This is a genomic window from Rickettsia sp. 109562A South Dakota (assembly GCF_055791265.1).
In genome coordinates, this window is record NZ_CM147703.1 from 341990 (window position 1) to 356026 (window position 14037).

Below are 14037 nucleotides of genomic sequence, written 5' to 3' on the forward strand. Positions count from 1 at the left end.
GTGACTTGATCACGGGGTCTAATGGAATTAGATACTACGATCAAGGGGCTAGAAGATAACAACTCAATAATTTAATATTTTACTATTCATGCAATACTCCATAAAGCAAGCTCTCAGTGACGCAACAGATAAATTAAATAAAATAGGGATCAATTCATCGCAATTAGAAGCACGAATCTTACTACGGCATGTTATAAATAAACCGCTTCAATATTTGCTTATTAATCTTGATGAACAATTAAATCAGTCAGAGATAGAAGCTTTTGAAAAATTGTTAGAGAGAAGATTAAAGCATGAACCGATAGCATATATTATAGGTGTAAAAGAATTTTACTCACGTGAATTTATCATTAATAAACATGTATTAATTCCAAGAGGCGATACTGAATTGTTGGTTGATATTGTAGTAGAATTGGTAAAGAGATGTCATTCCCGCGAAAGCGGGAATCCAGTAAATCACTATATGGATACCCGCCTACGCGGGTATGACACCGAAAGGCTACAGACTAACAATATAAAAATCCTAGAACTCGGTACGGGTAGCGGCTGCATTGCTATCAGCCTATTATGCGAGTTACCGAATGCTAATGTAATTGCAACTGATATAAGTCTTGATGCAATAGAAGTTGCTAGAAACAATGCTCTAAAACATCACGTAACGGATCGCATTCAGATTATTCACAGTAATTGGTTTGAGAATATTGAGAATCAGAAGTTTGATTTTATCGTTAGCAACCCGCCCTATATATCGAACACCGAAAAATCAGAGATGGCAATTGAAACAATAAATTATGAACCGCATCTTGCATTATTTGCCGAAGAAAACGGCTTACAGAGTTATAAAACAATTGCCGAAAATGCAAAAAAATTCTTGAAACAAAACGGTAAGTTGGCATTAGAGATAGGGTTTAAACAGGAAGAAACGGTAACTCAAATTTTCTTAGATCAAGGATATAATATTGAAAGCGTTTATAAGGATCTACAAGGTTACAGTAGGGTAATATTATTTTCTCCTATTAACTTAAATCGTTCATATGCAAGACGTATCGGTAAAAGCCTATCAAGCTTGCAACAAAATTTGTTAGATACGGAACTACCGAAATATTTATTTTCAAAAAAAAAGCTTATTGATGAAAAACATAAAGTATTTATAGAAATCGGCTTTGGTATGGGTGAGCATTTCATTAACCAAGCTAAAATGAATCCTAATGCACTTTTTATTGGGGTAGAGGTATATTTAAACGGCGTTGCAAATGTTTTAAAGCTTGCGGGCGGGCAGAATATCACGAATTTTTTATTATTCCCCAACAATTTAGATTTTATATTAAACGATCTACCTAATAATAGCCTTGACAGCATTTATATTTTATTTCCTGATCCATGGACAAAAAATAAGCAAAAAAAGAAACGCATTTTCAATAAAGAGCGGCTTAAGGTTTTGCAAGATAAGCTAAAAGATAACGGTAATTTAGTATTTGCTTCCGATATTGAAAATTATTTTTATGAAGTAATAGAGTTAATAGAGCAGAACGGTAATTTTGAAATTATGAATAAAGATGATTATTTAAAGCCGCATGATAATTATATAATTACCAAATATCATCAAAAAGCTATTAAGGCGAATAGATACACCGAAATTTATAATTTTGCAGCACGTTTCAATCTGTCGTTAATTGCAGCTCCGATATTTGTAGAAGGCACCGGAGCAACTGCAATATATTCTATATCATGACTAGCAGCATAATCGTCAAGTATTCTTAAATATGCATAAAGATTTGCAGCAGCTTCTATAAGGTCACCTTTGGGGCTTAGATTTAACAAGAATCTTCCCGTAAGGTTGCTATTGCCAAAATTTAATCCAATTTCTTTATCCTCTAAATTTGTAGCATTTAATCTAATTGGTACTTTTGGCGAATAGTGTTTTGCAAGCATTCCAGGAGCTTTTATAGTACTTTTCTCTGAAGCTTTAAGAATTTCTATACCAAGCGTTTTTTCTAGAACTTCAGCCGTTATAAACCCTTCTCTAAGAATAGTAGGAGTAGCGGTTGTAGTATCAATTATCGTTGACTCTAGCCCATATTCAGATTGATAAATTTCAGGGGCTAAAATAAAAATTTCTTCATTATCCTTAAAATGTTTCGTAACATGCTCGGCGTTAGTTGGACTAATATAGTTTGAGGGGTTAGCACTTGGGGCTGCGATAGGCTTACCTGATTGTCTGATAAGTTCTAATGCTAAAGGATAAGACGGCATCCGAATTGCTATTGTATTAAGCCCTGCCGTAACTGACGATGCTATATTAACATTCTTTTTTAAAGGAACAACTATCGATAATGGTCCCGGCCAAAATTTTTCTGCTATTTTTGTAGCTAAATCATTAAACTCACCTATTTCTTTTGCTTGCTCTATGGATGCAACATGCACGATAAGCGGATTAATAGCAGGACGATTTTTAAACTGAAAAATCTTTAAACAAGCCTCATTATTAGTAGCATCCGCTCCGATTCCATAGACTGTTTCGGTTGGAAAAACAACCACTTTACCGGATTTTATAAATTGAACTGCTTTATTAATCATTAATTTAGTTATTTAAGTTTGTTACTTATATGTCCTTCCTGCGAAGCGTTGTTACGTGGATACTAAATCGTCATTGCGAGCGACTGTAAGGAGCGTGGCAATCCAGAAAAAAATTAAAAAAATACTATAAACTAGCATTTTTTACTGGATTGCTTCATCAAAACTTACAGTTTTTCGCAATGACGGAAAAATCGATTCACGCAACAACATCACGCAGGAATGACATCCTGAACGTTCGTACACTAATTGGTCAAGCCACGGTATGACAGATTTCAATCATAAGCAGTTAAACTTAGCTATTTTATGGAATAATTCGCAAGTATTTTGTAATAACGATAAACGATTTTGTGCGATTGTTGGATCAGGGTCATTAACGAGTACGTTGTCAAAAAAGCTAGTAATCGGAGCTAATAGAGATGATAATAAATTTAAAGCTCTCTCGTAATCTTTATCAGTTATACTATCTATAATTTGCGGCGAAAGTTTTTGCATCACTTCAAATAATTCTTTTTCGGGCTGCGTAGTAAAGAGACTCCCATCAACTAAACCGGTAATTTTCTGATCGCCGATTATATTACTTGCTCGTTTATAAGCATTTAATAATTGCTTTCCTGCGTCTTCTGCTAAAAATTTTTGTAAGGCGTTAAGTTTTAGACTTACACTAACCAAATCTTCTGTGCTTAAATCAAGAATTGCATTAATTAATGAAATATCATAATTATTTTTGAAATAGAATTTTATTCTTTCTTCAAAGAAAGATATTATTAAATCCTTATTTTTATCAGATGAATCTTTATATAAGTTTATAGAAAAATTAATTAAATCATTTAAATTTAACTCTAATTTATTTTCAATTATTATTCTTATTATACCAAGAGCTTGACGTCTTAAGGCATATGGATCACCTGAACCTGTCGGAGCTTCTCCTGCTATCATTAAACCGACTAAACTATCTATTTTGTCAGCAGTAGCAAGAAGTGCAGCATTCCCGTTTGGTACATTGTCGCTCAGACCTTGCGGTTTATAATGATCCTTAATTGCTGTAGCTACTTCTTCATCTAACCCCTCATGTTTTGCATAATAATAACCCATAATACCTTGCAGATCAGGAAATTCCCCGACCATTTCCGAAACAAGATCGCTTTTGCAAAGTTTTGCTGCCGTAATTAAATCTTTATTATTTGGAGCTATATAATTACAAATATCGGTTATGCGGTCGACTTTTTCTCTTAAGTTACCAAGCTTTGCATGAAACGTTACAGCTAGCAGTTTAGATAAATTTGATTCTAAAGTTTTAGCTATATCCTGCTTATAAAAATATAAAGCATCAGAAAGACGTGCTGCCAATACTTTTTCGTTACCTTTAATAACGAGTTCAGCATTTGCAAATCTGCCATTACTCACAAACAGAAAATACGGTGCGAAATTTCCCGCTTTATCGAATAGACAGAAATATTTCTGATGCGTACGCATCGAGGAAATTAATACCTCCTTAGGTAACTCTAAGAATTTTTGCGGTATTCTTCCAAGTAGCACAACAGGAAATTCAGTAAGCCCTGCTACTTCTTCGATTAAACGATTATCTTCTTTTATAGTTAAATCATGAGAATTTGCGAGTTCTGATAAACCGGTTTTAATTATTTCTTCTCTCTTTGTTCTTTCTAAAATAACATGATTTTCTGAAAGTTTATTTTTGTAATCCTCAAAATTTTCTACTTCTATTTTTTTGTTATCAGTTAGGCGATGCCCGTACGTAATATTATTAGCGGTTAAATGCCCAAATTGCAGCGGTAATATTTCGCCATCAAATATGCATAAAATGTTACGCAGAGGTCTAACCCACTTTATATTATAATCACCCCAAAACATCGACTTTGCCCAGCTATATTTATTAATAGCCTCTATAATAATTTCCGGTAAAATCTCTTTTATTTCTCTTTCTTCTGTTTTTTTGATGAAGAAATAATATAGCTGATTATTAATTAATTTAGTAGAAAGCTCTAATTTGCTAACATTATGAGCTTTACAAAAGCCATTAATAGCGGCTGCCGAAGCATCTAAGCTAGGTCCTTTAATTTCCGTTTCTTTTGGTAACGTTACTTTCGGCAAGTGGGTAGCATGCAGAGTTATCCTGCGAGGTCCTGCAAACACTTTTACTTTTGCAAATATTTCGTTTTCTTCAAAAATTTTTGTGAATATGTTTAAATAACCCTTTTCAGCATTTTTTTGCATGAATGCAGGTATTTCTTCACTAAATAACTCTAATAATAACTCACTCACTCGTTCATCTCCAACCATTTTGTGCAACAAATTTTTGCTAAATGACGCACTCTTAAAACGTAGGAAGCACGCTCAGTTACACTAATCACCCCAAGTGCATTTAATTGATTAAATGCATGACTTGCCTTAAGGCATTCATCATAAGCAGCTAACGGCACATTTTTCTCTACTAACCACTCACATTGTTCTTCGCTATCTTTAAAATGCCGTACTAACATTTCACTATCTGCAAGCTCTAAATTATATTTTGAAAATTGCCTTTCAGCCTCAAAAGCTACTTCACCGTATTTTAAAGCTTTTTCTCCTACTTGCCCATTCCAGTCAAGTTCTTTTACTTCATCAACACCTTGAATATATAAAGCAAGACGCTCAAGCCCGTAAGTGATTTCACCGGCAACGGGACAGCATTCAATACCCCCGATTTGCTGCATATAAGTAAATTGCGACACTTCCATACCGTTACACCACACTTCCCAGCCAAGCCCAGCAGCACCTAGTGTCGGCGATTCCCAATCATCTTCAACAAAACGAATATCATGCGTTTTTAAATCTATACCTAAACATTCTAAACTTTTAAGATATAGCTCTTGAATATTATCCGACGACGGCTTTAAGATAACTTGAAACTGATAATAATGTTGCATTCTGTTAGGATGCATACCGTACCTGCTATCCCCGGGTCTTCTAGACGGTTGCACGTAAGCGACAGACCAAGGTTTAGTGCCAAGACATCGAAGCACCGTTGCAGGATGAAAAGTACCTGCTCCAACATGTGCATCGTAAGGCTGCAGTATTGCACAGCCGTAATCCTGCCAATAATTTTGTAATGTCAGTATAATTTGCTGAAATGATAGTTTTTTCATAAGAATTATGGTTATTATGTCATTCCCGCGAAGGCGGGAATCCAAAAAAATAAAAGAATTTAAATTATTTACACCTATTAATTACTAGATCCCCGCCTTCGCGAGAATGACACAGGAAAATTCATACAATACCACTACAAGCTCGTGCTATGGACACAGAGGTCTTAATAATACTCCTTACCGATCTCAATCTTAGGACGAGCAACCCGCTACTCGCCAATCGTTAGTGTCACGGAAAGAATAAACACAACCGCAAAATTCTTGCTTATAAAAATGCTCTTCTTTAGCGATTTCATACATCCTACTAGCACCGCCGTCTTTACGCCAATTATAAGTCCAATAAGTTATCCCCTCGTAATGAGATGCGGCTCTAATTCCTGATTCATTAATTTGGTTCATATCTTTCCATCTAGAAATACCAAGAGAACTAGTAATAACCCTAAAGCCATTTTCATAAGCATATAAAGCCGTACGTTCAAAACGCATATCAAAACACATGCTGCAGCGTTTACCTCGTTCAGGCTCAAACTCCATTCCTTTAGCTCTTCTAAACCAATTTTGCGGATCGTAATCCGCGTCGATAAATTCTATATTATGCTTCTCGGCAAAACGTATATTTTCGTTTTTACGCAGCTCATATTCTTTTTTAGGATGTATATTAGGATTATAAAAAAATAGCGTAAACTTAATGCCGTTATCTATCATTTTTTCCATTAAAGGACCGACGCAAGGAGCACAACAACAATGGAGTAAAACCTTGCTTTCACCGTTTGGTATTTCAAAAACTTCACTCATAATTAGTTTACCAAGTTTTTCTTATATGTCTCTTTATAGAATTTCAAAATTATAGAGGATAATAAAGCAAGTGCAATTAAATAATATGCAATAGCATAATTATCGCCGGTAACTTTCGTTAATATCATTGCCACCATCGGTGCGGTGCCGCCAAATATGGCAGCAGCAAGATTATAAGAAAGTGCAACACCGGTAAATCTTATACTAGTTGAAAATATTTCTACTAGAATCGTTGGGACAGGTCCCATATAAATGCTGATAATTCCGGCAAATACTATTTGAGATATTATAGCTAAAGCAAAATTCATTGATCCAAGACATATAAAAATAGGATAGACAGATACAATTAATAATATAATACCCCATATTAGCACAGGACGACGTCCGATTTTATCAGAAATATATGCCGATATCGGTAATACAATCATCATTACGATTAATATTATACTACTAACAATTGTGCTTTGCTGACTGGTATAACCGAGTGTTTGCATAAAATTACCGATAAAAACCGTAGAAGTATAAAAAGGAGCAGTTACGGTAATATAGATTCCAAGTGCTACTATTAATTCTTTCGGATATTTGGTTAATGTTTCACGCAAAGGAAAGCGTGCTAAGCGTCCGCTCTCTTTAGCTTTTTTATAAATAGGACTTTCTGCTAGGTTTTTTCTAATATATAAACCTACGGAGCTAATAAATAAACCGGCAATAAAAGGTATTCTCCAGCCCCATTCAAAAAGCATCTCAGCAGACATAAAATAAGAAAAACCGGCTGCTGTACCAAGTCCAAGGAGCATACCGCCGCACATACTAACAAATGAGCTACTCCCTGCAAGTCCTCGCTCTTCTGTCGAAGCATGTTCTACAATATACGAAATACAACCGCTAAATTCCCCTCCTAAAGAAAAACCTTGTATGAGTCTGATAATAGTTAAAATAATAGGAGCGGCAATTCCAATAGTTTTATAGCTTGGTAAGAGACCTATTCCGGTAGTCGGTATTGCCATAGTTATAATACCCATTACCAAAGCAGTACGTCTGCCGAATTTATCACCTATATTACCAAAAATAATACCGCCAAGCGGTCGTACTACAAAGCCCGCAGCAAATACTGCAAAAGTTAAAGTATCCCGCATTTCTGAATCCGGAAAAAAATGCTGCCCTATAATATAAGCAAATTGAGCATATAATGCATAATCATACCATTCTAAAGCGTTACCGATCATGCCGGATATTACTACTTTTCTCATTGAAGTTATTGTATTGATTAAAAAAAAGATAATAAGAGTAATATTTTATATTCTCAAGTAAAAATAGCTTTATCTATGTTTTTCATTAACCGCTTTCTTAGTTAATTTAGCATTTATTTGAGAAGGAGAAACTTTAATATTTTGTTTGATGTTTTTTGTTTTTGCTTGAGATAGAAGACTTTCTTTATTATTTTGTAATGTTTTCATAAACTTATCTATATTGCTTTGTTCTAGTTTTATTGCATTATCATTATTCAAAATTAATTCTCCAATTTTTTCACCAAGTTCAGGTGCATATCTAACGGCAAAAATTGATGCCGGTACAACTATGATAGAAAAAGCCGCTCCCGCAGTCGCAACACTAATTGCTCCGACTAATAAAGCACAAACAGCACCGGCGATTTTTCCGGTTGCTTGTTTAAATACATTACTTTTTTGTGTAAATGCTAAAGACATCTCTAATATTTTATTAAATTCTTTTTTTATATACGTGGTGGCTTCATCAATATTATTATATTTCTTCATTGCATACATTATGGAAGCCTTAAATAATTTTTTATGAGATTCCGCATAATGTATTATTTTGTCAAAATTCTTCTCTTTTAAAAGAGTTTTAAATATATTTTTAATTTTTTCTTTTTCAGTACTATTTATTTTTTCATCTCCAAAATAAACTTCTACAAGATTTTCTGCTATTATATCTTGTGATTGCTCTAAAATATTATTCTTATTTTGCTCATTTTCGTCTTCAGAAGTAATCATTATTGCAAATAACTCTAGTGCTACGGAAAAATTATCATCGTTAATAACCCGCATACCTAAATAATTTTTGAGTCTAGAAATACATTTGTTAATATATTTTTCGGCTTCCAGTTTAGAATTAAGCCTTAGCGTATAATCTATAGCAAGCATATTTGCAATAGTAGAGCAAGTAGATTTCGTAAGATTATTGACAAAATTATTAACAATATCCTTTTTAAATAAATTAGTATTTACGTTATTAAGTATTATTGCATTATTCATTTTAGTAATTTATTTTGAGGCTAATTCTCTGATATATAATATTAATTTAGCATAAATAAGATTAGGAGCATGATTTACTGAAAGTTTATAGATATTCTTAGGCGTTAATACTTCTTCATTACGCACTCGTACAAAAGATATAAGAGTATTAGGAGGCATATAAGAATAAATTTCAGAGAATATTTTTAGAAAAGTCAAAAAATCTGCACATGCATATTTTATATTTATACTATAATTATTTACATGAATCGATTCACTTTCTCCTTCAATCGCCTGAACATTATTTTTAAAAAATACTGAATTTATAGATACATCTATAGGTTCTACTAAATTATATTTATTGCTTAAGCTTTTTATTTTGGGAATTAGTTCTTGATAATTTAAGCAACTCACACTACTTGGCACGCTTAAATCTACATATTTTTTGTAAGATTCTAATATTTCTTCTTTAGAGTTAATGACAGAATAAAGCTTTAAAACTTCTTCCGTTAGATTTTCTTGTACAACTTGTTTATCAAGAATAGATTTACTGTATTCTTGCTGAAAATTTTTTATTATCCAAATAGTTAAGGAAATAAAGAAAAAATATATGATAAATTGAAAAAATATAAGATTCTTTAGATACATAATATATTTTTCAAACATTATTTTTACCTTGGGTTATTAGTGTTGTTGCATGGTTTATGTCATTCCCGCGAAGGCGGGAATCCAGAAAAATAACTTTAATACTAGTACAAAAATTACACATTAATTGACAAAATAAACCTATAAAAAAATAAGTTTTTTAGATTCCCGCCTTAGCTAGGAATGACATAGAATATTACGTTTTATCGTCAATTATATTAACCGACAAAGGAATTACTACCTTACCGAATATATCAAGTATTTTATCCTTGTATATAACATAATCTATTTGCAAATTAGATAATTTATTTTTTACGTTTTGCATATGATCATCTAGCATCTTTAGAGATTCATCTACCGATAGATTATTAGTATGATATTTAAATATTAATTTGATTATTAAGTGTCTCTTAGAAACTAGCAAAATATTATCTATATTTGTTAATTCCCATTTAATTTCTTCTAATTTAAAAGCTGGATTTAAAGTAATTATTAGTCTTTTAAGTAAATCAAACGGCAGTGGTACCGGTGCTTCTAGTAATTTTTCTATTACATATAAATCAGCTAGACTAGTAGTATTTTTAATATAAGGATATTTATATTTTATATTATCATATTCTTGATTTGTTGCATAATATTTTTCATTAATAGAGTGTATGTCTTTGTAATTCTGTTTTGTATTATATGTGATAACACCGATCACTAATATTAATATTATAAGTAATGTACCATATAATTTAAATGTTAGATCTTTTATAGTAACTAGTTTTTTTATTGATTTTAAATTATTATTATAAGCAGGAAAGCTCTTATATTCTAGAAACAGCCTACTAATATTTGTATCTACAAATCTTTCTTTTTCTAGAGTTTGCTTATTTAGTATATTATCAACCGGTATAAAGATTACAGGGCGATCTTCAAAATTTGTTGATTCTAATAAAGATTTCAACTCTTCATCTACTATAAGAATTATACAGGCTTTTTGATCAAGATTACTTATATAGTTTTTAAATAATATAAAGCAATCATTAATTTCTTGTTCTATAATACCTTGAATATAGCCGACCGTTTTATCAAATGGATACTCAAGATTTCTAATTGTTATTATATTATTTTTATGTTTGATAATAAATTTTATACCGCTAGCTTGTGATGCATATACACAAATTTGAAAATAATCGTTATATTTATCATTTTCTATATTCTGCACTATTTTATTTATAATAACTTTTAGCTCTAATGTTAAAAAATAAATTCCTTTTAAATCAAGCGATCTTTTATCTATAATGCATGAAATTATATCGCTTAAAGGTGTTTCAAATGGACACGACATAATTAAAGTCGACCAAATTTCACTTGGTGTAGTAGTAATTTCGTAAACACAATGTGCTATAATGTCTTCTTTATTAAAATAACCTTCGATAAATTGTTCAATAGGATCAAGTTTTACTATTGACTGTAATATAGGTATTTGATCGTGCCGTGTTTTACATTCGCTGCCGTCAAGTAAAAAATAAATATCGCTTTTTGGAAATTTACTAAAAAAGTTTTTATAAGGGTTTAAGTCTATCTGTTCCTGATTAGGGATAAATAATTTATCTAATAATTTATTATCGAGAAAAGTACTAAGAAACACCCCTTTATTACCTAGTAACACCACAATATTTTTTCTTTTGAAAGAAAATATTTTTAATTTTGTAGCAAATTTAACAAAATGTAATTTGATCGAATCAAAAATATTTTTCATAAATAAATTTATTTTACTCATGATTCAGAGTATACTCCCGATAAATGAAGAATAGTCAAAATAAAACATAAATTAATATTAGAGATAGGAACCGCTTCCCATCTCTAATACTCATTATTTTAAACTTCTTTTAAAAGAAGTATGCAATACTACTTTTAAAAGAAACGAAGTATATAAAGAAACTTTAAATTATTATAACTTATATGACTAAATTTACCACCGAAGAAGTTAGAAGTAAATTTATAACTTACTTTAAAACAAATAATCATACGCATGTACCGGCTAGCTCGTTAATTCCACACAATGACCCTAGCTTAATGTTTGTTAATTCCGGAATGGTGCAATTTAAAAATGTTTTTACAGGACAGGAAAAAAGACCTTATAACAAAGCGGTAACTAGTCAGAAATCTCTTAGAGCCGGCGGCAAGCATAACGACCTTGAGAATGTCGGTTATACTGCAAGACATCACACATTTTTTGAAATGTTAGGTAATTTTTCTTTTGGTGACTACTTTAAAGAACAAGCTATATATTACGCTTGGAATTTATTAACTAAAGAATTTGAACTACCGAAAAACAAGCTTTATGCAACAATTTATCATACCGATAACGAAGCAGCTTCTTACTGGAAAAAAATAGCAGGTTTTGGGGATGATCGCATAATAAGGATCAAAACAAACGATAATTTTTGGTCTATGGGCGATACCGGTCCTTGCGGTCCTTGCTCCGAAATTTTTTACGACCACGGCGAAAATATATATGGTGGACTTCCCGGTACTAAAGATGAAGACAGTGATAGATTTATCGAGATTTGGAATATGGTATTTATGCAATATGAACAAGTCGATAAGGATACTAGAATAGAGTTACCGCAAAAATCTATTGATACCGGTATGGGTCTTGAGCGTATGACTGCGGTATTGCAGCATGTTAACAATAATTATGATATAGATTTATTTCAGGAAATAATTGATTTTACCGAAAATATAGTAAAAGTGAAAGTAGAGGGAGAAGCTAAATTTTCTTATAGGGTTATTGCTGATCACCTAAGAGCAAGTAGCTTTTTAATAGCTGACGGTGTCATCCCTTCAAATGAAGGACGCGGTTACGTACTTCGCCGTATTATGCGAAGATCCATGAGGCATGCTCATATGTTAGGTAGCAAAGAGCCGCTTATGTATAAATTACTGCCAAAGCTTGTTGATTTAATGGGGAATGTTTATCCGGAACTTAAAAGAGCCGAAAGCTTTATAAGTAATATCTTAGAACAGGAAGAGATTAGATTTAAAACTACTTTAGAAAGAGGATTAAAATTACTTTCCGAAGAAACAGCAACGCTAACAAAAGGTAATGAATTATCAGGAGAAATAGCATTTAAATTATACGATACTTACGGATTTCCGCTTGATTTAACCGAAGATATTCTAAAAAACCGTGATATTTCTGTTGATCATAAAGGGTTTGAAGAGCAAATGCTTGCACAAAAAGAACGTGCTAGAAAATCTTGGCTTGGTTCCGGTGAGTCCAAAACCGATCAGCTATGGTTTGATATCAAAGAGCAATATGGTAGCACGGAATTTTTAGGATATACGCTTAATGAAACAGAATGTAAAATAATTGTATTAATCAAAGATAATAATTTAGTTAATAATATTCAGGAAACAGATACGCAATTTTTGTTGATCAGCAACCAAACTCCTTTTTACGGTGAGTCCGGCGGTCAGATGGGTGACATTGGGACGATATTTGCAAAAGATTCTGAAGTAGAAGTAATAGATACTTTGAAATATTTAGGCTCTATTATAGTTCACAAATGTATTTTGAAGAAAGGCAAAATTAATGTAGGAGAAAATGCTAATTTTAGTATAGACATAAAATATAGACAGAATTTAAGAATTCATCATTCGGCAACGCATATATTACATGCAGTACTGCACGAGGTGCTTGGTAAACATGTGACACAAAAAGGCTCGTTAGTCGCTCCGACTTATTTACGTTTTGATGTTAGCCATTCTAAAGCTGTGACTAATGAAGAAATTACTTTGATCGAAGATAAGGTAAATGAGATTATTAGAGCTAATCATGAAGTAAATACTACATTAATGGCAACTGAAGATGCAGTCAAACAAGGAGCTATGGCATTATTCGGAGAAAAATACGACTCTGAGGTAAGAGTAGTTAAGATGGGCGATAACTCTTTAGAATTATGCGGCGGTACGCATGTTAGACGCCTTGGCGATATCGGTTGCTTTAAGATTACAAGCGAAAGTGCTATAGCTGCCGGTGTTCGCAGAATTGAAGCAGTTTGCGGTGAATTCGTAATTAAATTAATGAGAGAAAAAGAGAATTTACTTAAATCGGTAGAAAGCAGTTTAAAAACTAATAAAAATGAGCTTATTACCAAAGTGAACAATATTTTAGAACGGAATAAAGGTCTTGAGAAAGAGCTTGAACAAGTCCATTTAGCCCGTTTAGATTTAAGCATAGAGCAGATTAATAAAGAAGCTGAAGAGATAAAAGGAGTTAAGTTAATTTATCGATATATAGAGAATTTAGACAATAAAGTACTACGTCAGGCTGCAGAAAATTTAACGAAAAAAGTAGAGGATTTAATAGTAGTATATATTGTGGGTAATAGCGATAAATTATCTATTACGGTTGCGGTGAGTAAAGCTATAACAGATAAGTTCAACGCCGGTAATATTGCAAAAGAACTCTCGTTATTCTTAGGCGGCACAGGAGGCGGTGGGCAGGCAAGCCTTGCTCAAGCCGGCGGAAATGATATAGGTAAGCTAACTAAAATACATGAAAAATTATATAGTTTATTAACAGTATTATAGGCTCTGTGAACATTTTTAAAAAAGACCTTATTGTCATT

The 14037-nt window shown here is 32.4% G+C and carries 8 protein-coding genes and 2 pseudogenes; 2 read left to right on the plus strand and 8 right to left on the minus strand.

All coding sequences use genetic code 11. The annotated features are described in order from the left end of the window. Window positions 1-88: 88 nt before the first annotated feature. Window positions 89-1673: pseudogene (gene trmB, locus ACIAS7_RS01975) on the plus strand (bifunctional peptide chain release factor N(5)-glutamine methyltransferase PrmC/tRNA (guanosine(46)-N7)-methyltransferase TrmB). On the opposite strand, the gene ACIAS7_RS01980 reads toward trmB, so the two are convergent. The 8 genes and pseudogenes from ACIAS7_RS01980 to ACIAS7_RS02015 all read right to left on the minus strand — a co-directional run bounded on the left by ACIAS7_RS01980 (window position 1639) and on the right by ACIAS7_RS02015 (window position 11180). Beyond that, window positions 1639-2577, minus strand: a complete 939-nt coding sequence (locus ACIAS7_RS01980; protein WP_473199123.1) for an L-threonylcarbamoyladenylate synthase — start codon at window positions 2575-2577, stop codon at window positions 1639-1641. The pseudogene trmB and the gene ACIAS7_RS01980 sit on opposite strands and share 35 nt — an antisense overlap. 276 nt (window positions 2578-2853) lie before the next feature. Next, on the minus strand, window positions 2854-4857 hold the full coding sequence (gene glyS / locus ACIAS7_RS01985) for a glycine--tRNA ligase subunit beta (protein WP_473199124.1): 2004 nt from the start codon (window positions 4855-4857) through the stop codon (window positions 2854-2856). Continuing rightward, window positions 4854-5720, minus strand: coding sequence for a glycine--tRNA ligase subunit alpha (locus tag ACIAS7_RS01990; protein ID WP_473199125.1), 867 nt, complete (start codon window positions 5718-5720; stop codon window positions 4854-4856). Before ACIAS7_RS01990 ends, glyS begins: the two co-directional genes overlap by 4 nt. A 164-nt stretch (window positions 5721-5884) precedes the next feature. Then, window positions 5885-6515 (minus strand): annotated as a pseudogene (locus ACIAS7_RS01995) (epoxyqueuosine reductase QueH). A gap of 2 nt (window positions 6516-6517) precedes the next feature. Next, window positions 6518-7765, minus strand: coding sequence for a metabolite/H+ symporter (locus tag ACIAS7_RS02000; RefSeq protein WP_473199126.1), 1248 nt, complete (start codon window positions 7763-7765; stop codon window positions 6518-6520). A 69-nt stretch (window positions 7766-7834) separates the two neighbouring features. After that, window positions 7835-8788, minus strand: coding sequence for an RP853 family protein (locus tag ACIAS7_RS02005; protein ID WP_473199127.1), 954 nt, complete (start codon window positions 8786-8788; stop codon window positions 7835-7837). 9 nt (window positions 8789-8797) lie between these two features. Next, window positions 8798-9433 carry a hypothetical protein gene (locus ACIAS7_RS02010; protein ID WP_473199128.1) on the minus strand — a complete coding sequence of 212 codons (636 nt, stop codon included), beginning with the start codon at window positions 9431-9433 and terminating at the stop codon, window positions 8798-8800. Between the two features lie 175 nt (window positions 9434-9608). Further along, a complete protein-coding gene (locus ACIAS7_RS02015; RefSeq protein ID WP_473199129.1) occupies window positions 9609-11180 on the minus strand; it encodes a hypothetical protein in 1572 nt (523 codons plus the stop codon). A gap of 182 nt (window positions 11181-11362) precedes the next feature. On the opposite strand from ACIAS7_RS02015, the gene alaS reads away from it, so the two are divergent. Next, window positions 11363-13999, plus strand: coding sequence for an alanine--tRNA ligase (gene alaS / locus ACIAS7_RS02020; RefSeq protein WP_473199130.1), 2637 nt, complete (start codon window positions 11363-11365; stop codon window positions 13997-13999). Window positions 14000-14037 lie beyond the last annotated feature (38 nt).

What these genes read in the sequence shown, in the direction of transcription:
- ACIAS7_RS02015 (WP_473199129.1), bottom strand. Translation starts at nt 11,180, where the DNA reads ATGAGTAAAATAAATTTATTTATGAAAAATATTTTTGATTCGATCAAA.
- ACIAS7_RS02005 (WP_473199127.1), bottom strand. Translation starts at nt 8,788, where the DNA reads ATGAATAATGCAATAATACTTAATAACGTAAATACTAATTTATTTAAA.
- alaS (WP_473199130.1), top strand. Translation starts at nt 11,363, where the DNA reads ATGACTAAATTTACCACCGAAGAAGTTAGAAGTAAATTTATAACTTAC.
- ACIAS7_RS01990 (WP_473199125.1), bottom strand. Translation starts at nt 5,720, where the DNA reads ATGAAAAAACTATCATTTCAGCAAATTATACTGACATTACAAAATTAT.
- ACIAS7_RS02010 (WP_473199128.1), bottom strand. Translation starts at nt 9,433, where the DNA reads ATGTTTGAAAAATATATTATGTATCTAAAGAATCTTATATTTTTTCAA.
- ACIAS7_RS02000 (WP_473199126.1), bottom strand. Translation starts at nt 7,765, where the DNA reads ATGAGAAAAGTAGTAATATCCGGCATGATCGGTAACGCTTTAGAATGG.
- ACIAS7_RS01980 (WP_473199123.1), bottom strand. Translation starts at nt 2,577, where the DNA reads ATGATTAATAAAGCAGTTCAATTTATAAAATCCGGTAAAGTGGTTGTT.